A 24828-nucleotide genomic window follows, 5' to 3' on the forward strand; every position below is an offset into this window, starting at 1 on the left:
TCAATCCTTGTTTGAGTTTTATAGACTACGTGCGATCACTAAACGTTGAATATCGCTAGTACCTTCATAAATCTGACAAATTCGTGCATCACGATAAATTCGCTCGATTGGAAAATCTTTCAGATAGCCATAACCACCAAAGACCTGTAAGGCACTTGAACAGACACGCTCTGACATTTCAGAAGCAAATAATTTCGCCATCGATGCTTCATTCAAACAAGGCTGACCCGCTTCTTTAAGACGTGCAGCATAATGAACCAGTTGTCGTGCAGCTTCGATCTCTGTTGCCATACTGGCAAGACGGAAGGCAATCGCTTGATGCTCGAAAATTGGTTTACCAAATGTCAGACGTTCTTTGGCATAGTGTGTGGCTTCTTCTAAGGCTGCACGCGCCAAACCTACTGCTTGTGCTGCAATCCCGATACGGCCACCTTCTAAATTGGCAAGTGCAATTTTCAGACCCTCGCCCTCTTTACCCAACATCAAACTTTTATGCACACGCACATCGGTCAAAGCAATCTGACAGGTATCCGAAGCATGTAAACCTAACTTTTCTTCGACACGAATGACCTCATACCCCGGTGTATCACGTGGCACGAGAAAGGCACTAATACCCTTTTTACCTGCGCTTGGGTCAGTCACGGCAAAGACGATAATCACCCCTGCATTATGACCAGAAGTAATAAACTGCTTTGCACCATTGAGAATATAATCGTCACCGTCTTTAACCGCACGGGTTTTGATGGCTGCTGCATCTGAACCGGTATGGGGTTCGGTTAAAGCAAATGCGCCGATCATTTCGCCTTGAGCTAGGGGCTTTAAAAAACGCTCCTTTTGCTCGTCATTGCCAAATTTTAAAATAGGTACACAGCCCACCGAATTATGTACGCTCATAATGGTCGAGGTCGCACCATCTGCTGCTGCGACTTCTTCGAGTGCCAACACATAGGCCAAATTTCCCGTATCTGACCCACCCCATTGCTCTGGGACGAGCATCCCCATAAAACCAAGCTGCCCCATCTGCGCCAACGCAGCTTTGGGAAAGGTGCCATCTCGATCCCAATCACTGGCATTCGGTTTAATTTGTTCTTGGGCGAAACTTTTCGCCATATCACGAATTAACAATTGTTCTTCGGTAAATTGCATTGTTATTTCCCTTACCCTGCTTTTGCTTGTTGCTTAGCAATTTCCTGATTGCGCAATAAAAAACGTTGGATTTTACCACTCGGTGTCTTCGGCAACTCGGTAACAAACTCCACTAGACGTGGATATGCATGCGCTGAAAGACGTTTTTTCACAAATTGGCTTAATTCTTCTGCCAAAGCAACCGTAGACTGCACGCCTGCCGCTAAAATAACAAAGGCTTTAACCAGTTCGGTACGATCTGGATCAGGTACACCAATCACCGCAGCTTCGATCACGGCATCATGTTCGAGCAATGCACTTTCAACATCAAATGGACCGATGCGATAGCCCGATGTCGTGATCACATCATCGCTACGCCCTACAAAACTCATACTGCCATCACTATGTAACTCAGCGGTATCGCCTGTTAAGTAATAATTGCCAACGAAAGGTGATTTACGGCTTTCTTTATAACCACCAAACCACATCATTGGCGACTGGCTGATATCCACCGCTAAAATTCCGGCGGTGTCTGGCGGAAGCTCTTCGCCTTGCTCATTGACCACGGCAACCCGATAACCCGGACTTGGAAAACCTGCCGCACCTGCACGTATTTCATGGCTTAAACCGTGATGGTTACAGACCACCATACCCACTTCAGTTTGTCCGTAATGATCGTAAATCGGTGCATCTAAAACTTGTTTAAACCAGCGAATCACTTCTGGATTCAGCGGCTCACCTGCACTACTGACCACACGGAACTGACCTTTTAACGGCGCCATTTGTGCTGGATCAGCTGCCATCATCATACGATAGGCCGTTGGTGCACCTGCCAAGTTGGTGATTTGATAATCCTTGACGATTTGACACAAACTATCCGTACTGAATCCACCCTCGTAGAACAACGTCGCATGTCCCAAGAATAACGGCCCCGTAATCGCATAGTACAAACCATAGGCCCAACCCGGATCAGCAATATTCCAAAAAGCATCATCTTCAGTTAAGCCAATCGCATCTTGCATATAGCGACCAAATGCAATCAAGGCTTTTAGTGGAACTTCGAGCGGTTTTGCAGGTCCAGTAGTACCTGAGGTAAACATCAATAAGAATGGATCATGCAGATTACGCATGACTAATTCACATTGATCAGACTGCTGATTCAGCTCCTGCCAAAAATTAAAATCGCTGGCCTTGAGCGCTGAACCTCCTGCATCAGCAACGGTCACGATAGCTGGACATTGTTCAACTTCATCGAGCTTGCTGCGATTGCCCACATCCGTCACCACTAACTTACTTTGTGCAAGTTGAATGCGATGCTCAATCGCTTTTGGCCCAAAGGCCGTAAACAGCGGTTGATATACCGCGCCAATTCGCCAAGCAGCAAAGATCGTCACGATCAGTTCAGGCGTTCGTGGTAATAAACCCGAAATACGATCGCCTGCCTGTACACCTCGTGATTTTAGAAAATTGGCAAATTGACTGGACCACTGTTTTAGTTGAGCAAAGCTATATTGCTCCTTGCGTCCATCTTTGCCTTGCCAGTACAAGGCGATTTTTTCACCGTCTACATGTCGGTCACAACACTCAAAACATGCATTGAGTGCATCCAACGAACCTGACAACATGTGTTGAGCCGTATTTTCAAAATCAAATGCGTGTGCCACATCTTTATAATTCAACATCTCTATTCCCTCAGTCTGGATTTGTAGTTATTTACGACAGAGTTGCATTTATTGGTTTACAAGCCATCCAATGGCTTGATGTTTAAACTTCTTCTGGAAGATATTGCTGAATAATGCTGGAGAAATCCAAATGCGCATTTCCACGCATGCACATCTGCTGATATAGCTGCTGCACCATACCACCTAACAAAATAGGCTGTTTGACCTGACCCGCAGCTTCGACTGCCAGACCTAAATCTTTCAGCATCAGTTGTGTCGCAAAGCCATCTTGATAGCCACGTGAAGCAGGCGCATTTTCATTGATATGTGGCCACGGATTACAAATCTCTGAACTCCAGCAACGACCACTTGAAGTATTCACCACACCTGCCAATGCTTGCGGATCAATCCCCAATTTGGCACCCAATGCCATGCCCTCTGCCACAGCAGCCATCGAGATCCCGAGAATTAAGTTATTGCAAATCTTGGCAATTTGTCCTGCGCCAACATCGCCACAATGAATGACATTCTTGCCCATGTGGCTGAGCACAGGTTTGACTTCCTCAAAGGTCTGATCATTGGCACCCACCATAAAAGTGAGAGTGCCTGCTTGTGCGCCAATGGTGCCACCCGACACAGGCGCATCACAGATGTGAATATTTTTAGTTTGCGCAAGCGCAGCGATATCTTTGATGGTCTGCGGGTCAATGGTACTACTATCAATACACAATGCCCCTGCCTTTAAGACTTCCAGCACGCCCTCCTCACCGAGGTAAACCTCTTTGACATGCTTGGCTGCTGGTAACATGGTGATCACCACATCTGCTTGTTGGGCTGCTGCTTGTGGACTGTCGCAGACCACGCCACCTGCTTCAGCAAAGTGCTGATTCGCCACTTCACTGAGGTCATAACCATAGACTGTAAGACCTGCTTTGAGCAGGTTATGGGCCATTCTGCCGCCCATATTTCCGAGACCGATAAAGGCGATATTCATCCCTGATTCTCCCTTAACGTAAACTGATGGTGGTATTTACACCGCCAACTTCATGGCTATCTTCAAACCAACGACTGGTAATGGTTTTAGTCTGCGTATAGAACTGTACCGCCTGCTTACCATAAGGACCTAAATCACCTAGCTTTGAACCACGCGAACCTGTAAAGCTAAAGAATGGTACAGGCACAGGAATTGGAATATTAATCCCCACTTGACCAATATCAATCAGGTTCTGGAAGTTACGTGCTGTCGCACCACTTTGAGTAAACAGTCCAACACCATTACCAAATGGATTGGCATTGATCAGCTCAATCGCTTCTTCTAAAGTATCGACAGAAATAATCGCCAAAACTGGGCCAAAGATTTCTTCTTTATAGATGCGCATGTCTGTGGTCACGCCATTAAAAATAGTCGCACCAACAAAGTTCCCTGATTCATAACCTTTGACCTGCACATCACGACCATCGAGTAGTAGCTCTGCACCTTGCTCGACACCGCTATTAATCAAATCAATCACGCGTGCTTTGGCACGTTGAGAAATCACAGGTCCGATATCTGTATTCGGTTCATGTCCTGCATTAACTTTCAAGGTTTTGGCTTTTTCAACCAGCTCTTGAACCCATTGTTTGCTTTCACCCACCATCACAGCAACTGAGAGTGCCATACAACGTTGTCCTGCTGCACCAAAAGCCGCACCGACCAAAGCATTGAGGGTTTGTTCTTTGTTGGCATCAGGCATCACCACCACATGGTTTTTCGCACCCATCATCGACTGCACACGTTTGCCATGTTGCCCTGCGAGGTTATACACATGGGTACCCACCGCAGTTGAACCGACAAAGGAAATCGCTTTGATGTGGTGATGTGTACACAGACGATCCACCACTTCTTTACCACCATGTACCACATTCAACACACCAGCAGGTACACCTGCTTGAATCGCAAGTTCGACCAACATCATCGTGGTTAATGGGTCTTGTTCAGAGGGTTTAAGTACAAAGGTATTGCCACAGACAATCGCCATCGGGAACATCCACAATGGAATCATGGCAGGGAAATTAAATGGAGTGATGCCCGCACAAACACCCAATGGTTGTTGCAAAGTATAGGTATCCACACCACGTGCCACGCCTTCGATGTACTCACCCATTTGTAAAGTACCGACAGAACAGGCATGTTCGACCACTTCTAAGCCACGTTGGATATCGCCTTCTGCATCGGCTAAGGTTTTGCCTTGCTCAGCGGTCAATACTTTAGCAATCTCTTTCATGTTGGCACGAATCAAATCTTGCAACTTCAGCATGATGCGCATACGTGCTTGAATCGGCGTTAGACGCCAAGTGGCAAAAGCATCTTGTGCAGCTTGAATCGCAGCATCAACCTCTTGAACCGTTGCAAAAGGCACGCGACCAATCACTTCCTGCGTCGCAGGATTGACAATATCTTGCCATTGCTCGGTTTCAGACTCGACAAACTGTCCATTGATCAATAATTTGGCTGTTTCCAGCTCGATTTTCTGGATTGTATTCATAACCTCTCCATAGGCCCTATTTTTATTGTGTTCAGATGTTTGAAAATAGCGATTCGTCGTATTTTCTTTTTTTAACCTTTGGTTGAGACTAGCAAACAAATCTTTGACCACCAACGCAAATTAATGCACGATTGGTGTGCAAATATGCACAAGGGACACAATAACAATGAAAGTGGATTGGGATCATCTACAGTTTTTTCTGGTTCTGGCACGAACCAAAACCTTAACCAGTGCGGCACGCATCATTGGCGTCGAGCACAGTACGGTTGCTCGACGAATTCAGGCATTGGAGCTGGCTTTAGGGACGACTTTATTCAAACGAGAAGCTTCTGGTTATGAACTGACGTTTGAAGGTTTAGCACTCGTTCCTCAGGTAGAGCAAATGGAACAAGCCTTTCTTCAGATTGAAAAACCACATCAACCCTTACAAGGTCGTGTGCGAATTGGCACACCTGAAGGCTTTGGGACTGCATTTCTTGCACGACTGCTGGCGGAGTTTTCGATTCGATATCCTCTGCTCACCATCGACCTAATTCCTGTGCCGAAAATGATTAAGCTTTCGCATCGTGAAGCCGATATTGTGGTCTCGATTGAACGTCCCACATCTGGTCCTTATATCATCACGCGCTTGTCAGATTATTGTTTAAAAATTTACGGCAGTAAAAATTATTTAGCCAACACTCCCCCCATTCGTCGTTTAGAAGATTTAACCCAACATCGTTTTGTCAATTATATTGATGATTTGGTCTATAGCCCTGAGCTGTATTGTCTAGAACGCTTACCCTTAAAACTCACTGCAAATTTTCGCAGTAGTAGCATTTTGGCACAGCAAATTGCGGTCAGTGCTGGCGCAGGGTTAGCCATATTACCCAAGTTTCTAGCAGATGATAAACCTGAGCTTGAAACCGTTTTAGCTGAACAAGTTCGTTTCAACCATACCTTTTGGATGCTGACATTCGTTGATTTACAACATGAGCCACGAATTAAACTGGTTTGGGATTACTTACGCAAACAAGCTGATCAATACCAACATTTGCTCATTGATTAACGATTCAAATGACAGATATAAAAAGAGCCAGTCTTGTAGGCTAGCTCTTAGCATCTAGGATTTGAGACTGTTTTATACCAGTTCTCGTTGAAGTTTCCGTAATCGTGGTTTGTACACCAACTGATATGTTGCAGCCAGAATCAACAACCACAATGGACTCACATACAATGCTTTCAAGGTATCAGGTTCAAGTGCCAAGATCACCAAGGCAAATAGCAAGAAGAGAATCACCAGATAGGACATCCAAACGCCACCCGGCATTTTAAAATTCGACTGCACATGTAATTCAGGACGCAATTTACGGTAGCGGATATAGCACACCATAATCAGACTCCATACACTGATGAATAAAATCACGCACAGAGCACTCGCCAAGGTAAATGCTTCCAGTGTATTCGGTACGAAATACTGGAGTACTGCACCCCCCATAATAAAAACGCAGGAAAAAAACAGTCCATTGGCAGGTACCGCTTTCTTCGATAAACGTCCCAATGCCGCAGGTGCTTGACCATCTTTAGATAAACCAAACAACATTCGGCTGGTCGAAAATACGCCACTGTTCATGGATGACATCACCGACGATAACACCACCAAATTCATAATAATTGCAGAAGTGACAATCCCTGCATTCAGGAATAATTCCACGAATGGGCTTTTATCCGCACGAATACTATCCCACGGCGTAACAGCCATCACCACCAATAAGGCCAATACATAGAACAAAATGATTCGAATCGGAATCGCATTAATGGCTTTTGGAAGATTTTTATGCGGATCTTTGGTTTCAGCTGCTGTGGTTCCCACTAACTCTACCCCGACAAAGGCAAAAACAGCAATTTGGAAACCGGCCAAGAAGCCATCCAAGCCTTTAGGGAACATACCGCCATGCGACCAAACATTACTGAGCGATGCTACCGCACCTTCAGGCGCTTGGAAGTGACTAAAAATCATATAGCCGCCGACGCCGATCAAGGCAATGATCGCTAAAATTTTAATCAAGGCAAACCAAAACTCAATCTCACCAAATAAACGTACTGTCAACAAATTAAGTCCCAGCACAAACAGCACACAACCCGCACTAATCAATGCTTGTCCCATCGGCGTAAATGACACACCTTCAGGTAACCAGAAACCAAGATAATTAATGACTGCGGCCAAATCCGCAATTCCGACCAGTACCCAGCCCAGCCAATAGGTCCAGCCAATATAGTAGCCTGCCCATGGCCCGATCAAATCATGTGCCATATCCACAAAAGATTTATACTGTAAATTGGCAAGCAACAACTCACCCAGTGCCCGCATCAAAAAGAAAAACATGGTCCCGATGATCATGTAAATAAACAGAATCGATGGGCCTGCCAAGGAAATGGTTTTTCCTGACCCCATAAACAAGCCTGTTCCAATCGCACCACCAATGGCGATCAGTTGTAAATGGCGATTGGAAAGTTTGCGTTGTAAATCATTTGGCGCGTGTTGATCATTTGGATGCTGTTGCATAACCGTCATAAAAAAGTTCCCTTTTTCTTATTCGTATATGCGCCAGCCTTTTTATTTTGTTGCGAAAATTCGCTCTCTTTTAAAATGGCGGACGCATATTGATTGCAAGAAAATACGCATCTACTGCTGTTTTATCTACAACAAATACGTTACTTTTCACCTTTTTTTATATTATTTAAGCAAAACGATCTCTGTTTGCTTTATTTTTGTGCTGCAATCACTGCAATCTCAATCAGCCAATTTGGATTGACCAAATCTGCTTGAATCGTGGCACGAGAAGGTGCAACACAACCTTTTAACCAATCGACATAGATCGCATTGACTGTCGGAAAATCTGAGAGATCTTTTAGAAAAAGTTGAACCGACAATAGACGTGATTTATCGGTATTTGCCGAATCGAGAAGCTGCTCAATCGTTGCGAGAATATCTCGAGTCTGCCCTTCAATATCGAGGTCTGGATTTTTAGGCACTTGTCCTGATAAATACACCACTTTGTTAAAAACAGTGACTGCACTCATCACTTCGGTGCTATTGATTTTCTGAATATCAGAATGAGACATGATGATTTCCTTCGTCTTGATTGATAAATTTGACACGTGCGGTCACCCCACACATCAGTTCATAACCGACGGTGCCTGAGGCTGCTGCAACATCATCAATGGGTAAAATACTTCCTGTTTTTGAGGTCCCCCAAAGCACAACTTCGCTACCAATTTCAGCATTCGGTACAGGTGTTAAATCCACTGCCAACATATCCATACTGACTCGTCCAATGGTTCGGGTACGAATTCCATTGACCAGTATCGGGGTTCCTGTAGGAGAGATGCGTTGATAACCATCGGCATAACCACAAGCGACGATGCCGACGCTCATGGCATGTTCAGCGACAAAACTTGAGCCATACCCCACACTTTCATTGGTTTTTAGCTGCTGGATTGCGATCAGTTCACTACGCAAACTCATGGTTGGCGCAAGTCCCCAATCTTGGATACTGTGCTGAGGGAAATCAGGCGAGCTGCCATACAGCATGATGCCGCCACGGACATAATCGGAATGTAGTTGTGTTGGATATCTGAGGATGGCGGCGCTATTACTGACCGATCTTTCACCGGGTAAATCTTGAATATGCGTCTCAAATTCTGCCAGTTGATAGTCCACACCCGCTTGACCAAAGCGCTGCCCATCCGCATCGGAGAAATGCATCATATGGGTGATTTTCACGACATTGTTAAGATGCTGAAGATGTCGCCACACTTGGCGATATTGTTGTGGCTTGAACCCTAAACGATTCATACCACTGTTCATTTTAAGAAAAATATCAAACTGAGCTGGATAAATATGTTGTTGTAACCACTCCAGCTGATGTTCACTATGCACCGTGAAACTGAGCTGGTATTGAGCACAATCAAATAAATCTTGAGGTGAAAAAATCCCTTCCAGTAACAGGATTGGACCTGTCCAACCCAATGCACGCAGACGTTTGGCTTCCTCAATATCGAGTAAGGCGAAGCCATCCGCTGTTTTAAAGGCATCATAGACGCGTTCGATTCCATGCCCATAGGCATTGGCTTTGACCACCGCAAACACCTTGCTATTTGGGACTGTCGTTCTCAATAGTTCAAGATTTTGGCGTAAAGCCTGCGTATGAATGATCGCAGTAATTGGACGAGGCATAATCAACTTCCTTGTAGCTTAAAATTATGCCGCGTGTGAATAACGCTGGATCGATAAACCGTCAGTACTAATCTCGGTACGATGATTCATCACTAGATCGCTGATCAATTTGCCTGAGCCACATGCCATGGTCCAACCCAAGGTGCCATGACCCGTATTTAAGAACAGGTTTTTATATTTGGTTGCACCAATAATCGGTGTACTGTCTGGTGTCATTGGACGTAAACCTGTCCAGAATGAAGCTTGTTGTAAATCACCACCTGGGAATAAATCTTGGGTCACCATTTCCAAAGTTGCACGGCGATCATCATTTAAGCCCAAATTAAAGCCGCTTAATTCCGCCATCCCTCCAACACGGATACGTTGGTCAAAACGCGTAATCGCAACTTTATAAGTTTCATCCAAAACCGTTGATTGCGGTGCAAATTTTGGTTCAACAATTGGAATCGTCAATGAATAACCTTTGACAGGATACACAGGAAGATTCAATTGCAATGGTTTTAAGAAATCACGCGAATAACTACCAAAGGCAAGCACGAAACGATCAGCTGTTAAAACCACACCATTGACCAGCACACCTTTGATTTCATCACCTTCAACAATCAATTGCTCAACATTTTGATCGAATTTAAATTCGACACCTAAATCTTGCGCTACTTTTGCCAAAGCATTGGTAAATAAATAACAGTCGCCTGTTTCATCATTTGGCAAATGCAATCCACCCACCAATTTATCAGTGTGTGCCAGTGCAGGTTCAACGCTGCCGAGTTCTTCTGCATTCAATAAATTAAAATCGACACCACATTCTTTCAGGACTTGGATATCACGCTGCACCGCTTCAAGTTGTGCATCATTACGAAACACCTGCAAAGTGCCTTTAGAACGATTCTCGTAGTTGATACCCGTTTCAGTTCTCAGTTGGCGTAAACAATCGCGGCTATATTCCGCTACACGCATCATGCGCTCTTTGTTGACTGCATAACTTTGTGGATTACAGTTTTTCAGCATTTGTGCCATCCACTGTAACTGCCACATACTGCCATCGATATTAATGGCAAGCGGTGCATGATGTTGAAACATCCATTTCACGGCTTTAAATGGAATACCTGGTGCTGCCCATGGGGTTGAGTAACCTGGCGAGATTTGCCCTGCATTACCAAAGCTGGTTTCTTTTGCTGGACCAGACTGACGATCAAGCACAGTCACTTGGGCACCTTGTTGCGCAAGATAGTAAGCACTTGCTACACCAATCACACCACTTCCTAAAACGATAACGCGCATAATAGGTCCCTCTCGCTCACTAGTTTATTTAACTAGTATATTTTTGCTCCAATAGTTTTTTTGACTGTTTTTATAGGTATAATCTAGGTAATTTAATCGATTTGTCGCGAAAAAATTAAAATAAAAGGAAATAATCTATGCGTAAATTAGACCGTATTGATCGCTTGATTTTAGATATATTGCAATGCGAAGGACGGATTGCAATTAGTGAGTTAGCTTCCCGTGTCAATCTGTCTACCACGCCATGTTCTGAGCGTGTAAAGCGATTAGAACGTGAAGGCATCATCATGGGCTATTATGCTCGACTCAATCCCGCTCATGTCGAGCGTAGCTTATTGGTATTTTTAGAAATTAAACTCTCAGCCAAGTCAGGTGATGTATTTGATCAAGTCGCACGCGATTTAGTTGATATTCCAGAAGTGCTTGAGTGCCATCTCATCTCTGGTGAATTTGACTATCTAGTGAAAGCACGACTCAAAGAAATGAGTGCCTATCGCCGACTATTAGGTGATTTATTAAAAAAACTACCTGCTTCAGCATCCTCACATAGCTATGTGGTCATGGAAGAGGTCAAGGAAAGTTTCTATTTAGATGTAAGCAAGTAAAGCCCACGCCCCAATCCATAAAGTACGTACAGCGTTCATTAACTGTAACCGCTGATGTATTTTTTCTAAGAACGCATAAAAAAAGATTCAAAATTCAATGTAATGTTATACTATTACATAATTATTTTTTGTCTTTCTTTGGTTGATGATTTATGCAACGCACACTTGGATTTTGGTCTTGTTTGGGGTTTAGTTTTTTCTCAACAATCACATGGGCTGAAGATCGTACCACAGTACTTGAAACCATTCGTATTCAAGCAGATACAACGCAACAAGATCTTCATCAGAATAATAGCGGAACCAAATTCTCCCACGATGTCCTCGACATTCCCTTTAACCGTTCATTTCTTTCTCAACAGGTGATCGAACAACAAGATGTGCAACGCATAGATGATGCCTTAACCTTGGTTAGCGGCGTCTTCCATCAAAATAATTATGGCGGTGGGTTTTGGGATAATTACTCCTTCCGAGGTTTTAGTAGCGATCCCAATCTCGGCGCTGTAACCATTCGCAATGGTTTAAGTGTCAATCGCGGGGTAAGTGCACCGAAAGATATGGTCAATATCGAATCATTGGATTTCCTCAAAGGACCGATGGCAGCACTCTACGGTCGTGGAGAAACAGGTGGACTACTCAATATCAACAGTAAAAAGCCTGAATGGGAAAGCCAAAGCCAGATCAACCTTCGCGCCAATAGCCAAGAGCAATATCGCATTAGCCTTGAACATACGGCGCCAATCAATGATGCGCTTGCTTATCGTTTTGCAGTCGCCCATGAAGACAATCAAAGTTTCCGTGATCATGTTAGTAGTGAACGTTGGTTCTTTTCACCCCAACTCACGTGGAAAATCTCAGACCAGACCCAACTCGATTTTGACAGCGAATTTACCCAACATTTAGGCACATTTGATCGCGGAGTAAGTACTGTTCAGAAACAGTTTGTGATGAATCCGAAAACCTTCACGGGTGAGCCACGGGATGGTGACATGCGGGTAAAAGACCATTTTTATCAATTGCGTTTAAGCCATGTGTTCAATGATGCTTGGAAGCTGAACAGTGCACTCAGTTATAAAGATGCACAAATGGTCGGTTTCTCGACTGAACCACGACGTGTACAAGCCGATGGACGTACTTTGGAGCGCCAACGTCGCTATCGTGATTATCAAAGCGAAGATGTGCTGGCACAAACCGAATTACTTGGAAAATTAGACACGCCATGGGCACGTCATGAAGTCGTGGTCTCTACAGAATTGGGACAATTGGATTATCGCCAATATCAATTACGTCGTAACCATAGTGCCGAACACCCAAATACCATTGATATTTATCAGCCTCATTATGGGCAATCTCTACCGAGTCTCGCGAGCTTTACCAATACCGATGAGCGACAACGCTATTTCGCCATTAATCTACAAGATCAGATGTTCTTTGATGATCAATGGAGCATTTTGGTCGGTACTCGCTTTGATCGAGTCGAACAAAACTTTGAAAATCACCTGAAACAAACCCAGCACAAGCAAAACCTTAACCAAGCCAGCCCACGCCTTGGTGTTAATTTCAAAGCATCAGACCACTGGTCATTCTATAGTAACTATGGTCGTTCATTTGCGATGAACAGTGGTATGGATCGCAATGGTGACAACTTTGCCCCAGAAAAAGGTCAAAGCTATGAAATTGGAAGTAAATATCGAATCGATGACCGCAGCCTGCTGAGTGTTGCCTTATTTAAAATGCAAAAGCAGAACGTGCTGACCACAGATCCAATCGACAATGGTTTTCAAACGGCTGCAGGTGAAGTCAGCAGCCAAGGTGTTGAACTGGACTTCAACAGCCAATTCACAGACCGCTGGTCACTCAATGCCAATTATAGCTATACCGATGCCAAGATCGAGAAAGACCAAGATTTAGTCAAAGGCGCACGCTTGAGCAATGTTCCTAAACACCAAGGCTCAATCAGTACCAACTATGAGTTTTTACAACAAGGTGCAGTGAAAGCAGGTATCGGTGCCAACCTAAGCTATGTCGGTGAGCGTAGTGGTCATAATCTGGATAATGGGTTTAATTTACCGAGTTATACCTTGGTAAATTTAAATGCCTATTACGCCCCATCAGATCGTCAGCGTTATCAGTTCAACCTGAACAATCTGTTTGATAAGACCTATTATGTTTCGAGTTATAGTGATGTATGGGTTCAACCGGGTGAACCTTTGAATGCCTCAGTATCGGCACAATTCAAGTTTTAATCGATGTGGCTCAGCCCACTGAGGGCTGAGTCACATTTTATCCATGCTTATTCATCTTCATCATAGATATAGCTCATACAACCCCACCCATCGTACTCACCTGAAAATTCTTGTGCGATACGCACCATCCACTCTTCTAGATCAGCAATATCTTCATATTCCAGCATCATATTGACGTGTACATTTAACACCCACATATCGGAACCATCTGAATGTAGCTCTTCTTGATAGAGGGAGATTTTTTGTTCTTGGTGTAAAAGATGTAGAGCACATTTTTCAACCTGTTCTTGTTTTTCAAACACGATTGAAAATTCAACCTCATGCGGCTCACTTAGGTCATTCCCATCTTCAACCATTTGCCACAGTACATTGCCATTATCATCATCTGGAAATTGGTCATAATCGCGTGTCATAAGAATATCCTTTGTTATGTTGTCAGTGAAGGGTCTGTTGACATTTCACAGATGCTTGCGACAGCGAACATTTTTTAGATGATACAAGGCATGTTTTGCGCAATTTAGTCATTCTAAATAAGCAGAACATAACGAAGTAGCAGCAAAAAATGTTCCTGTCCCATAGGGTTATGACTAAAACCACCCCAAACTTCGTTATAAAACTTGACAAGGGGATCGCCATTGCCTACGTTTCATGCCTCGTTTGTGTCGTTTTAGCCTATAACGCAATGCATGGCTGAAACGTCAACAGACCCTCATTATTTGGCTATAGATTAACCTATTTTTATGTCAGTTTTTAGACGCATCAATATAATAATTGTAGCGAACGCCCCCGCTAAATGATCCCCATAAATTAGTTTGTCTGGAGATCATATTCGATTGATAACACCACTTGATCCAAGCATCGGATACCGTTTTCAAAAATAGGTTCGGGATAGTTTTGAAAGACGTTACGCTCGATATGGGACATACGAAAACCACATTTTTGATACAGCGCCAATTGATCAAGGCTAGAGTTGCCCGTTTTTATCCATAAAGTGTGAATGCTAGACTGCTGCAAAGCACCAACCACATACAAAATCAAGGTCTTGGCTAAACCTTGTCCCTGCTGACTTGGATCAACCGCAAGATTTTTTACTTCGGCTTGATCTGCATTTTGAATCAAACAAAGCTGAGCAATAATTTGATCTTGCTCATTTATCATCACAAAAATATCTGCCTGCAACAGATAAGTCGAGATCACAGCCCAATCCGGATCAGCTGCAAACAAAAGCGACTTAAGCTGTGCTTGTTGCAGCTCTGTCAACTCAAGCCAAGTACGACATTGGACTGGATACATGATTGCTCCTTTCTGCGGAAGCTTAAAACCTTACCTCAGCATGAATTTCTATGTTTTGCTGATGAAAAGGATGTTGAAAAGCCAAATAAGCTGCATGGAGGGCCATTCGTTTCAAATGAAATTTGGCAGGTTCGGGATGATACAATTTATCCCCCATAATTGGGTGTCCAATATGCATCATATGAACGCGTAGCTGATGTGAGCGTCCTGTCACTGGCTCTAAACGAACGCGGCTCTGATCCGTTTCTGCATCATAGTGCAACGATTGGAATAGAGTCTTCGCTGGTTTCCCCAATTCAAAATGAACCATCTGACGCGGGCGATTCTCCCAATCGGTAATCAGTGGCACCTCGACACTGCCCTCAGCTTGAATCTTTCCCTGTACCAATGCCTCATAATATTTTTTGACTGTCCGTGCCTGAAACATTTTGCTGACTGCCACTTCCGCATCACGATGTTTGGCAAACATCAATAAACCTGATGTTGCCATATCCAAACGATGCGTCACTTTGGCAGATGGATATTTTTCTAACACACGTAAATAAGCACTATCTTGATGCTCTGGTAAGCGTCCCATAACCGACAACAAACCCGCTGGTTTATTCACCACAACCAAATCATCATCTTCATAGAGGATTTCTAATGGTTGCTGGGGTGGTGTGTAAATAAAATTGTCGTTTAGCGCCATGTAGATCAAAATAGTCAAAGAGAAAATCAGCGCAAATCATAAAGAAATTTAGGCAATACCGCAAAAGCATTTCTTCTACCAAATAAACAAAGATCTGGTTGAGGTTTCACGTGAAACCACAGCTTATTCAACTGAATTTAAATTGATTTAATTAGGTCAAAACCTGTAGTTCAGGCTGATCATCCAATTTGAAAAAAGGCAATAACAATGCCTCCATATTATAAAACCCTTTCGGTTTATCTTTTAGATTTTCGATGGCAAATAAAATACCGTTGCCAAAAGCTTCACGGGTGATGGATTCGTGTTTGAGTCGCACCGTTTGGAATGGAAAACCAAATAAAATTTCATGCACTCCCACAATCCCACCTGCACGTACTGATTTAATGCTGTCTTCAGGCAGATCAAGTTCTCTTGTGATGACTTTGGCTGTACCTGAAACCTCAGGTTTTGCCTTAAAATGTTCTTCAATCACATCAATATCGGTCTCAGGTGCAATATTTTTCAAAATCTTTGCTGCAAGAATGACAAAATTGATCCCAAGAGTAATATTAGGTGAATGTAAGACACAAGTTTGAGTTGCAAGTTGTTTTAATTGTTGAATTCGTTGCTCAGGATATTGAGATACCGCACTGATAATCGTGATACCGCGTCTCGCCGCTTCCTCAGCATAGTAATCCAAGCCATTTTCTGAGGAAAAATCAACAATAATATCGACTGGATAACGATCTAAAAGTGCAACTATAGAATATTCATCTTTTGAAAAAATATGGCTAGGTTCATCGGATTCTATTCCCAAGAAATCAGCAACCGACTGCTGTTCCAACTGTTTTGATTGACGGATAACCCATTGTAAATTGGTCTTTTTCGACTCTAATAATACTGATGCAACTGCACGGCCTGTTTTACCAAAGCCAATAATACCCACTTTCATTTGAATTGTCCTTTCATGCATTTGAGGGCTTCCCAACATCCCCCAATCGAGATTTATCAGATACCAAGATTCATCTCATAAATTGTGTAAATACCCTCCAAAACACCAAAGTCAGGCTCAAACTAGCAACTCAGTTTGACACTGTCAATCAAGTAAAGCATGTTAAAAATGAATCTATATAATATAACTATTTGAAAATAATAAACTTATTAAAGTGTCACATTATATGTAGCCAACAGAAGTTTTGTATAATCAATGATTTATATTGAACAAAGATGAAGAAATTAGAATGAAGGGAGGCTCAGTTTTTAGTTTTTAGTTTTTAGTTTTTAGTTTTTAGTTTTTAGTTTCAGAATTTTGAGGGTATCAAGGGAAAACATGTTGTTTACTTCAACACCTATGACTTTGTAAGCCATAACCTTTGCCTATAAACTTTTGATCTATAGCGTCCTAAGCCGAATCGAGACCTTTTGGGTTTGTACACACTTGCTTTGTAAGCATCGGTGCATGCTACTCTTTTCGATCCCTTTCACACCCTTGAGACATAGTTTAGGCAGATCGATGTGGGATTGTTTTGCTAAAAACCAAAAGATTTTTTATGTTTTTAGAAACAATTTCTGATCAATGCTTAAATATTGGAAATATTTCCCACAGCCAATAAAAATATGAGATTTATATTCCGATATATTCAAATTTACATGTGTATTTTTTCATTTAGGCACGAAAATTATGCCCAAATCACCATAATCGCAGCTACGATCACCAACCATAAGCCCAAGTGGTCTGTTCTCGCTAATTTTTCTTTAAAGAAAAATGTTGAGATCAGTAAGCTAAATAAAATCTCAATCTGACCGAGCGTTTTCACAATCGCAACGCTTTGCATACTCATTGCACTAAACCAACCCAATGAAGCAAGGAAACTGCAAACACTGACCTTAAAGGTGAGCCCCAATCGTTGCCACATTTTATATAAGGTCTGACGGCTAAAAATCCCGAGATATATCAACATAATGATGCATTGGAAGCTAATTAAGCTACACAGCACCCACGCCGCGCGATGGAGAAATGGCAACATGCCGAGTTCTAAACTGGCTTCACGGACTAACAATGAAGTAATCGCAAAACATAAACCACTACCTAAGCCAATCATGAGTGTTTTGATTGAAAGTTCGGTGTGTTGCCGTCCTTTACTCAGTAAAAATACTGCCACTGCGCCAATCGAAACGCCCACCCACCCCCATACAGTTAAATGCTCATGTAAGAACAACACCCCGACCAATGCCGCTAAAATGGCTTCACTTTTGGCAAGTCCGACCCCAATGGCATAGTTCTTTTGTTGAAATAATTTGACCATTAAAGCGGTTGCATAGATTTGGCTCACCCCAGCAATCACCACATAGAACCAAAATTTATGGGTGAAACTGACCTCGCTCGTCACAGGTTGTTGGTTATAGAGAAAAGCCAAATAACTAAAGGCAAAAATCGGTGCAAATAGAAATCTTGCCAGTGTCGTGCCATAAACATCGACTGTGGTACTGAGTTGTTTTTGAAATGCGTTGCGCCATGCCTGCATAAATGCAGCCATCAAGGTAAATAAAATCCAAGTAAAAGTCATAAAGGCGAATGCACAGTCAAAATATGCATGTAATTTACTCGTTTCATTGTAATTTTTCGAGCTTTGCATTGAATAAATTGTTTGATGGTGTAGATCGCTCTCTTATTTTCGCTCACAAAAAAGCCCTATCGAGTGATAGGGCTTTCTTCAAAACAGCGGATAACTGTTTGGTGTTTGCGGCTTAGGCATTCTTACTGTTAAATTGATTGCCAAGGCATTTGGTACACGGAGGTAAACGATCAGTACCAATTTCTAAATAAGTGCGATGTCCGCATTGGACACAAAAATAGAAGCCAGTTCCAGGTTTTTCGCCAGCAGTAACCATCTTTGTTCTCCATAGATTTTAGAAATGGTATATATACTATAGCGTGATAGTTTTGATTATTTATTGACCTTTCTGACAAGTGGTGATGGCGCACAAGCAAAAGACCTAAATGTCTTTAATTTTAAATGAAGAATATCGCAAAGATAGATCTTGTAAAGATAAAAAATTAGAAGAGTTTTATTACAAGTCTCATTTTAAACCAGTACGTCGATTAGATAAGTTTGGTACCTCATCAACCTCCTTAATTAGTCCAACGGCATGTTCACCATCTAGAGAAAAACAATCCAACTGATATTTCTGATTCGATTTTACTTCTACCTGAATAGTTGGCTCAGAATATTTATTCGAATAAAAACTACAATGAACTTTAATATCATGTTTGCCAGGAAGCACATGTGTTACTAAAGGAAATCCCAAAACAATTCTATCACCATATATTTTTCCATCGACATTAATTAGGTAGGTATGACTTTCATTACCTTGTCGATTAGAATAAATAATAGCGACTTGATCCAAAGGTTTCTTTTCTCCTTCATAAGCCTTTGTAATACCGCCCATTGTTCCATATACTGAAACACAGGCTGGAAGTTGAACAAAAACACAGATACTGGTTAAAATTTTAAAAAAATATTTAAATTTAATCACTTATACAAATCTCAAAATTGATTGTAGGAAATATGATATTCTAATAAACAGTTAGTCAAGAAACTATAAAAGCAAATGGAATCACCTGTTATATTATTATAATTCAACAATACAACCACTAAAAAATCTTTCCTAAAGTTAAGTCCTATTTATAAATAGGACTTAAAATCTACATAAAAAACTAAAAACAATGTCTTACACTACGCACTTAAACTAAATTTGCTCATTTATAGTATTAATTCATTAGCGAGTATATACACCATCACAAGAAATAATATCTATCTGATTACCTTTATTATCTACATGATAGGCTGCTGCCATAACCAGTAAATCGTATTGAAAAAGCATCTCTACTCGTTGATTTCCTTCAGCAAGTAATAAAGTATTCATCACAGGGTAACCATCTGTAATCTTGTCATTTTCTTGCTGATTTATTTTAACTTGATAATCAAATTGACCACTTTTAATCGAAAGCAGCTCATCTGTCTTTTGAATTTCACAAACTTGCTTATCTTTCTGTCTTAATTTTTTAGACTTAAAATCAGGCAATAAGCTTGAAGAACAATGCGTCAATAGCCTTGTGCTTCCTTGATACTGCTCTCCCGAACAAGCTTGATAATTAATTTTTAAACGTACGTAATCCTCTGGTATAGCAGGAATAGCCTCAACTTGTCCTTTAGCAACTAAATTGACTAAGTCTGAAAATTTTTTAAATTTAGTCTCAGCATGAATTGCCTCTTCCAACTTATCTAATCCAGTATAATAGGAGGAATTGCTCGTCAAATCACTTGTAATTAGATTTAAATCTTGGTCAAAAGCATAACCTTTCTTCTTTAACTCTTGTTTTATCGCTTCATTTGCTTTGTCTAAATCCAAATGAGTAAGAATAAGGTTGGAGTTAAACCAATCTTTAGACTCTTGCTGAGATGCCAAAGCAACGACTAAGGTTGTAATAGGGTTAATATTAACAAAGACGTCTTTATCAAATACATAAGAGTAGTATGTGTCTTTTACTGAAACGACTTTTAACTTACATGGGAGCTGTTTACGGTCTACCTCACCAGACCATGATCCATAGAGATCACTTACAACGTAAGCATCCGGCTAACACAGCCTTACCAAGCGATCCTATAAGCCTTAATTTAGTTCCCACCTAAAAACAAGTGGGGACTTAATCCATGAACATGGATATATATTCAGCAACACCTCCTGTTGCTAAAAAACGCCGAAAATACAGCAAAGAATTCAAACTCAGTATTGTCAATGCCTGCAAAAATCCTAATACCTCGATCGCTTCGGTCGCACTGCAACATAGTATTAATGCCAACCTTGTCAGTCGTTGGATCAGGATCTTCAGCCATCATGAGGGTGCCGTGCAGGATCCTACTCATGTGAATCCAGCATTTATTGCTTTGCCTTACACTGCTGCAATCAGCCAACCTATTGATGAGAGGATCACGTTGTGTATCACCGTGCCTCATACGAATAATGATATTCAGCTAAAATGGCAGACATCAGAAATACCTGCCTTGGCAGAATTACTCAAGGCACTTGCAACATGATCCGCATTGATGAAATCTGGTTGTCTACTCAGCCCATGGACATGCGTGCAGGTATGGATACGACCATGGCTCAGGTGGTGAGAGCCTTTGGCTACATCAAACCGCATTGTGCTTACCTGTTCTGTAATAAACGTGGCCATCGCATGAAAGTGCTGGTACATGATGGATTGGGCATCTGGCTGTGTGCCCGGCGGCTGGAACAGGGCAAATTTCACTGGGCTCAAGTTCACCAAGGTGAAACCGTGGCCCTCAGCCCGGAACAGTTACAGGCACTGATCCAAGGTTTGCCCTGGCAGCGCATTGGACGACAGCAGGTGGTGACGATGCTTTAAACCAGGCTCGACCATTCTGCTATTCTCCAAACGTTCTATTTCATTCTTCTCATGACCTCAGGCATACTGCGGTCATGAATACGCTGCCTGACTTAAGCCAACTGACCCATGAACAACTGCTGGAATTCACCAGGCAGTTGGCGCTGCAGCATCAGTCTCTAGCACAATCAAACCAACAATTGGATGCCAAAGTTCAACATCTTTCTATTCTCAATCAAAAATACGAGCATGAACTGGCGCTGTTTAAAAAGCACAAATTCGCCCAAAAGAATGAACACTTAACGGCAAAACAAATCCATCTGTGGGATGAAGCGGTTGAAGAAGATATTGCCGCGGTTGATCTAGAACTGGAACGGCTAAATGCAGATAAAACCAATGCAGCGACACAGAAAGCCAAAACCAATAAACCTAAACGTCGACCACTGCCAGATCATCTACACACCATCCGTATTGAGCATGAACCTGCATCAACCCAATGTGCTTGTGGCTGCCAACTCCGTCGTATCGGCGAAGATGTCAGTGAAAAACTGCATTTCAGACCGGCACAGTTCTATAAGGAACAGCATGTGCGTGGTAAATGGGTCTGTGATCAGTGTGACACTCTAACTCAGCAAGCGATGCCCGCCTATGTGATTGATAAAGGCATTGCTTCACCTGAATTGCTCAGCCATGTGCTGGTATCGAAGTATGCCGATCATTTGCCGCTGTACCGTCAGCGTCTGATCTATCAGCGGGCGGGAATCGAACTTTCCAGATCCACTTTATCTGACTGGATAGGTCGCTGCGGTGTAGAACTGGAACCTCTGGCCAATGCCTTAAAAGAGGTGGTGCTGCAACAGCGGGTGCTGCATGCAGATGAAACACCGGTCACCATCATGCGGATGGGTGAGAATAATAAAAAACCGAAGAAAGGTTATGTCTGGGCCTATGCCACCACACAGTATAATCCAGTTCAGGCGGTGATCTATGACTTTCAGGATAGTCGTTCAGGCCAGCATGCTGAAGAGTTCTTGAAAGGCTGGCAGGGCTATCTAGTCTGTGATGATTACAGTGGTTATAAAGCACGTTTTAAATCAGGCCAGGTGATTGAGGTGGGGTGCATGGCCCATGCACGTCGTAAATTCCATGAACTGCATGTAACTGGGAAAAGTCAGGTTGCTGAACAGGCCTTAGTGCTGATTCAGAAACTGTATGCGATAGAAGCAGAACTCAGGAAAAAGACCGATGGTACAGCGGAAGACCGCCGCGAATACCGACAACAGCATAGTCAACCAGTGATGCAACAACTATATGAATGGCTCAACCAACATCATCTGACAGTGCCATCGAGTTCTCCCACCGCCAAGGCTATCAATTACACTCTGAAGCGTTGGCCAGCCTTAAGCCGCTATCTGGATGATGGCAATCTACCGATATGCAACAATTGGGTAGAGAATCAGATGCGTCCCTGGGCGTTGGGACGCAAGAACTGGCTGTTTGCAGGTTCGCTGCGCAGTGGTCAGCGAGCGGCAAACATCATGACTTTAATCCAGTCAGCAAAGCTGAATGGCTTGGATCCGTATGCCTATTTAAGTGATGTGCTGAAAAGGTTACCGACACACAAAGTGACCCAAATTGAAGAATTGCTGCCGCACTGCTGGAAACCTAAATCGAATTAAAAAATAGGTATGGGATTCAGCGGACGCTTACCTTACAACATCTGTTTTAAAACCAGTGCCATTCACACATTTAGCAGTGACGTTCAGTCTAATATTATCCAAAACATTGCCATATGCACGTGCATTACCTTTTAACGTAATATACTCAACTTTTGTCTCTGGTTTTGTCTCTGGTTTTCCAGTGGAATTATTTGAATTACCGCTTCCACCGCCACCACATGCTGTAAGAAAAACAGTACAAAGTAATGGTAGTATTATTTTTTGTTTAGAAAGCATTTTTGTATCATCTTAGGGAGTTAAATATACTGTGCAGTAGACCTCTTTCATAAATCATTTTTTGCTCAGTTCCAAATTATAGATCCCAGCAATTAGATTGAACCTCAATCCCAATCTTTTTCCTCGATTGCGATATCGCTCAGCAAGGATTTTGAAGGTTTTCAAACTGCCAAATACATGCTCAATGCCAATTCTTCTTTTGTTAATTTCTCGATTGTAAAGCTTTAGCTCAGGATCTAGTTTGCAACGTTTTTTTGCTTTTAATGGCAATAGGCTATTCCGATACACTGTGTAAATCCCTTGATAACCCTTATCTGCAAGGATAAAGGCACCTGCAGGAATCTGATTCAAATTGCGTTTGAAAAGTTCGAAATCATGTACAGCACCACGACTTGTGCATAAACTCAGAATTTGCTGAGTTTTATAATGAACAATGGCTTGAACTTTGAAAGTATGTGCCTTCTTCTTACCACTATAGCTTTTCTTCTGTTTTTTTAGGCCTTTGTATTGGAATTTCTGTGGCATCTACGATCACAACATTCCAGTCAATACCTTCGCCTTCAGGCAAATGTTTTGGTAAATTAAATAAATTGGACTTGATGAGGCAGTCCTCTACATGGTGTACGATTCTTGAAGCAGTGGGCTCTGACACGCCATAACTTGTTGCAACATGGAATAATGTTCGGTATTCACGCCAATAGCTTAAGCATAAGAGAATCTGATCTTCTTGGCTTAATTTAGGTGGTCTACCTTTGGCAGGAACATGCATTTTCAATTGCTCAACCATTAAATTAAAGGTTGACCATGAGATGCTGGTATATCGCTTAAACTGTGTTTCAGAAAGCTTCTTTGAATCGATGTATTTCATTCAAAGATTATGCATGAATGTTTAAGATTCTTCGGTACAAATAATCAGCAATAGATAGGTCGTTTTTTGATTTATGAAAGAGATCTAGTATAATCTATAGTATTTTTATTTCAAAAAAATAAATTTAGCCATCATCATCATTAAAATAATCTAATTTTTAGCTTTTTAATCACCAAGAAAAAAGCTCTATTGTCGATAGAGCTTCTTTACCATCAGTAGTTGTGCGCTCAATCTCCAACCAGATCAGAGCACGGAGAGATATTCTCAATTGCTCTATTTAACTGTGATAAGTTTCAAGCTTGCCTATAAGCCTTTCAAAAATTATTGATAATACTATTCTGATTTTACTCGTTTTCCATCAAAACCAATTACAGTATATGTTTTAACTCCATGGCGAATTATCTCACAACAATGGTTTTCTCACGACCTTTTACAAGTTTTGCTTGTTTAAATTCATTGAACCATTTTGTCGCATCTACGTCTGTTAAATCACCTTTGGTTGAATAACTAATTCGATGCAAACCGTCATTTCCTCGAATAACACGAGCCAATTCACATTGCTTTAAGTGCCCCATACATTCGGGAAAATCTACTTTATAATAAATATCATCTATATCTGATTCTAAAATTTTAAACTCTGTCGAAGGACATTGAGATTTTCTTTGTGCCATGAATTGTTCAGTAAATTCTTGTGGCGTACTCTTATTTCCCTCTAAGAATTCAATTGTTAACATTTTTGACCATTGTCCAATCGAATCATTCAAAGGAATGAATTCACGGATATAACCTTTACCCACACCAAATTGCTTTTGATATCCAACTTTCCAATCAGCTACATCAATATGACTTGCTACAATCGCTTCTAATGGTTCTTGGTGATAGAGCGTAGCACAACCAGATAAACCCATAAAAATCATAAAGGCGCATAACATTTTCTTTGACACTAATATCACTCCAATAATATTCAAATAATATT

At 41.9% G+C, this 24828-nt stretch carries 26 protein-coding genes; 6 read left to right on the plus strand and 20 right to left on the minus strand.

The features are described 5' to 3' along the window. Positions 1 to 18 precede the first annotated feature (18 nt). The 4 genes from F927_RS13205 to F927_RS13220 all read right to left on the minus strand — a co-directional run bounded on the left by F927_RS13205 (position 19) and on the right by F927_RS13220 (position 5311). Positions 19 to 1146, minus strand: a complete 1128-nt coding sequence (locus tag F927_RS13205; RefSeq protein WP_004956740.1) for an acyl-CoA dehydrogenase family protein — start codon at positions 1144 to 1146, stop codon at positions 19 to 21. Between the two features lie 11 nt (positions 1147 to 1157). After that, positions 1158 to 2807, minus strand: coding sequence for an AMP-binding protein (locus F927_RS13210; RefSeq protein ID WP_005085781.1), 1650 nt, complete (start codon positions 2805 to 2807; stop codon positions 1158 to 1160). A gap of 82 nt (positions 2808 to 2889) precedes the next feature. Continuing rightward, positions 2890 to 3780, minus strand: coding sequence for a 3-hydroxyisobutyrate dehydrogenase (gene mmsB, locus F927_RS13215; protein WP_005085783.1), 891 nt, complete (start codon positions 3778 to 3780; stop codon positions 2890 to 2892). Between the two features lie 13 nt (positions 3781 to 3793). Beyond that, positions 3794 to 5311, minus strand: a complete 1518-nt coding sequence (locus F927_RS13220) for a CoA-acylating methylmalonate-semialdehyde dehydrogenase (RefSeq protein ID WP_005085784.1) — start codon at positions 5309 to 5311, stop codon at positions 3794 to 3796. A gap of 166 nt (positions 5312 to 5477) precedes the next feature. Between F927_RS13220 and F927_RS13225 the strand changes: the two genes are divergently transcribed. Then, positions 5478 to 6359, plus strand: coding sequence for a LysR family transcriptional regulator (locus F927_RS13225; RefSeq protein WP_004637436.1), 882 nt, complete (start codon positions 5478 to 5480; stop codon positions 6357 to 6359). Between the two features lie 72 nt (positions 6360 to 6431). Here the strand turns inward: F927_RS13225 and F927_RS13230 are convergent, their stop codons facing one another. The 4 genes from F927_RS13230 to F927_RS13245 form a co-directional block, all read right to left on the minus strand. After that, the gene (locus F927_RS13230; protein WP_171057124.1) at positions 6432 to 7856 is read right to left on the minus strand and encodes an amino acid permease; all 1425 of its coding nucleotides are present in this window, start codon (positions 7854 to 7856) and stop codon (positions 6432 to 6434) included. Between the two features lie 200 nt (positions 7857 to 8056). Further along, positions 8057 to 8416 (minus strand): RidA family protein, encoded by a 360-nt coding sequence (locus F927_RS13235; RefSeq protein ID WP_004637434.1) that lies wholly within the window; start codon positions 8414 to 8416, stop codon positions 8057 to 8059. Further along, positions 8403 to 9530 carry an alanine racemase gene (gene alr, locus F927_RS13240; RefSeq protein WP_005085788.1) on the minus strand — a complete coding sequence of 376 codons (1128 nt, stop codon included), beginning with the start codon at positions 9528 to 9530 and terminating at the stop codon, positions 8403 to 8405. The genes F927_RS13235 and alr overlap by 14 nt, the downstream gene beginning before the upstream one ends. A gap of 24 nt (positions 9531 to 9554) precedes the next feature. Beyond that, on the minus strand, positions 9555 to 10811 hold the full coding sequence (locus F927_RS13245) for a D-amino acid dehydrogenase (RefSeq protein ID WP_005085790.1): 1257 nt from the start codon (positions 10809 to 10811) through the stop codon (positions 9555 to 9557). 137 nt (positions 10812 to 10948) lie between these two features. Between F927_RS13245 and F927_RS13250 the strand changes: the two genes are divergently transcribed. Beyond that, positions 10949 to 11416, plus strand: a complete 468-nt coding sequence (locus tag F927_RS13250; RefSeq protein WP_005085792.1) for an Lrp/AsnC ligand binding domain-containing protein — start codon at positions 10949 to 10951, stop codon at positions 11414 to 11416. A 152-nt stretch (positions 11417 to 11568) separates the two neighbouring features. Continuing rightward, entirely contained in the window at positions 11569 to 13659 is a 2091-nt protein-coding gene (locus tag F927_RS13255; protein ID WP_005085794.1) for a TonB-dependent receptor, read from the plus strand. A gap of 47 nt (positions 13660 to 13706) precedes the next feature. Here F927_RS13255 and F927_RS13260 read toward each other — a convergent pair whose 3' ends face one another. The 8 genes from F927_RS13260 to F927_RS13290 all read right to left on the minus strand — a co-directional run bounded on the left by F927_RS13260 (position 13707) and on the right by F927_RS13290 (position 20089). Further along, positions 13707 to 14072: a ribonuclease E inhibitor RraB gene (locus F927_RS13260; RefSeq protein ID WP_004637429.1), complete on the minus strand. Its 366-nt coding sequence runs from the start codon at positions 14070 to 14072 to the stop codon at positions 13707 to 13709. 394 nt (positions 14073 to 14466) lie between these two features. Further along, positions 14467 to 14952, minus strand: coding sequence for a GNAT family N-acetyltransferase (locus F927_RS13265; protein ID WP_005085796.1), 486 nt, complete (start codon positions 14950 to 14952; stop codon positions 14467 to 14469). A gap of 22 nt (positions 14953 to 14974) precedes the next feature. Then, a complete protein-coding gene (locus tag F927_RS13270; RefSeq protein WP_005085798.1) occupies positions 14975 to 15640 on the minus strand; it encodes an RluA family pseudouridine synthase in 666 nt (221 codons plus the stop codon). A gap of 151 nt (positions 15641 to 15791) precedes the next feature. After that, a complete protein-coding gene (locus tag F927_RS13275) occupies positions 15792 to 16571 on the minus strand; it encodes a 4-hydroxy-tetrahydrodipicolinate reductase (RefSeq protein ID WP_005085799.1) in 780 nt (259 codons plus the stop codon). 727 nt (positions 16572 to 17298) lie between these two features. Then, positions 17299 to 18186, minus strand: coding sequence for a DMT family transporter (locus tag F927_RS13280; protein ID WP_026057251.1), 888 nt, complete (start codon positions 18184 to 18186; stop codon positions 17299 to 17301). A gap of 181 nt (positions 18187 to 18367) precedes the next feature. Further along, positions 18368 to 18511 (minus strand): zinc ribbon-containing protein, encoded by a 144-nt coding sequence (locus F927_RS16935; protein WP_004637424.1) that lies wholly within the window; start codon positions 18509 to 18511, stop codon positions 18368 to 18370. A gap of 189 nt (positions 18512 to 18700) precedes the next feature. Further along, positions 18701 to 19156, minus strand: coding sequence for a hypothetical protein (locus F927_RS13285; RefSeq protein ID WP_005085804.1), 456 nt, complete (start codon positions 19154 to 19156; stop codon positions 18701 to 18703). A 243-nt stretch (positions 19157 to 19399) separates the two neighbouring features. Then, positions 19400 to 20089: a hypothetical protein gene (locus tag F927_RS13290; protein ID WP_005085806.1), complete on the minus strand. Its 690-nt coding sequence runs from the start codon at positions 20087 to 20089 to the stop codon at positions 19400 to 19402. 245 nt (positions 20090 to 20334) lie between these two features. On the opposite strand from F927_RS13290, the gene F927_RS13295 reads away from it, so the two are divergent. From F927_RS13295 to F927_RS13305, 3 genes are all read left to right on the plus strand, one after another. Further along, positions 20335 to 20718, plus strand: a complete 384-nt coding sequence (locus F927_RS13295; RefSeq protein WP_001055585.1) for a transposase — start codon at positions 20335 to 20337, stop codon at positions 20716 to 20718. After that, positions 20715 to 21050, plus strand: a complete 336-nt coding sequence (tnpB, locus tag F927_RS13300) for an IS66 family insertion sequence element accessory protein TnpB (protein WP_000618091.1) — start codon at positions 20715 to 20717, stop codon at positions 21048 to 21050. The genes F927_RS13295 and tnpB overlap by 4 nt, the downstream gene beginning before the upstream one ends. 74 nt (positions 21051 to 21124) lie before the next feature. Further along, positions 21125 to 22708: an IS66-like element ISAba25 family transposase gene (locus tag F927_RS13305; RefSeq protein WP_005080579.1), complete on the plus strand. Its 1584-nt coding sequence runs from the start codon at positions 21125 to 21127 to the stop codon at positions 22706 to 22708. Between the two features lie 27 nt (positions 22709 to 22735). Here the strand turns inward: F927_RS13305 and F927_RS13310 are convergent, their stop codons facing one another. The 4 genes from F927_RS13310 to F927_RS13325 all read right to left on the minus strand — a co-directional run bounded on the left by F927_RS13310 (position 22736) and on the right by F927_RS13325 (position 24796). Continuing rightward, the gene (locus tag F927_RS13310) at positions 22736 to 22984 is read right to left on the minus strand and encodes a hypothetical protein (protein ID WP_005085808.1); all 249 of its coding nucleotides are present in this window, start codon (positions 22982 to 22984) and stop codon (positions 22736 to 22738) included. A gap of 54 nt (positions 22985 to 23038) precedes the next feature. Next, a complete protein-coding gene (locus tag F927_RS13315) occupies positions 23039 to 23509 on the minus strand; it encodes an IS5/IS1182 family transposase (protein ID WP_005080732.1) in 471 nt (156 codons plus the stop codon). Next, positions 23457 to 23852: a transposase family protein gene (locus F927_RS13320; RefSeq protein ID WP_017394652.1), complete on the minus strand. Its 396-nt coding sequence runs from the start codon at positions 23850 to 23852 to the stop codon at positions 23457 to 23459. Before F927_RS13320 ends, F927_RS13315 begins: the two co-directional genes overlap by 53 nt. Positions 23853 to 24250: 398 nt before the next feature. Next, positions 24251 to 24796 (minus strand): hypothetical protein, encoded by a 546-nt coding sequence (locus tag F927_RS13325; protein WP_005085811.1) that lies wholly within the window; start codon positions 24794 to 24796, stop codon positions 24251 to 24253. Between the last annotated feature and the right edge of the window lie 32 nt (positions 24797 to 24828).

It is taken from the genome of Acinetobacter haemolyticus CIP 64.3 = MTCC 9819 (assembly GCF_000369065.1).
GTDB lineage: Bacteria > Pseudomonadota > Gammaproteobacteria > Pseudomonadales > Moraxellaceae > Acinetobacter > Acinetobacter haemolyticus.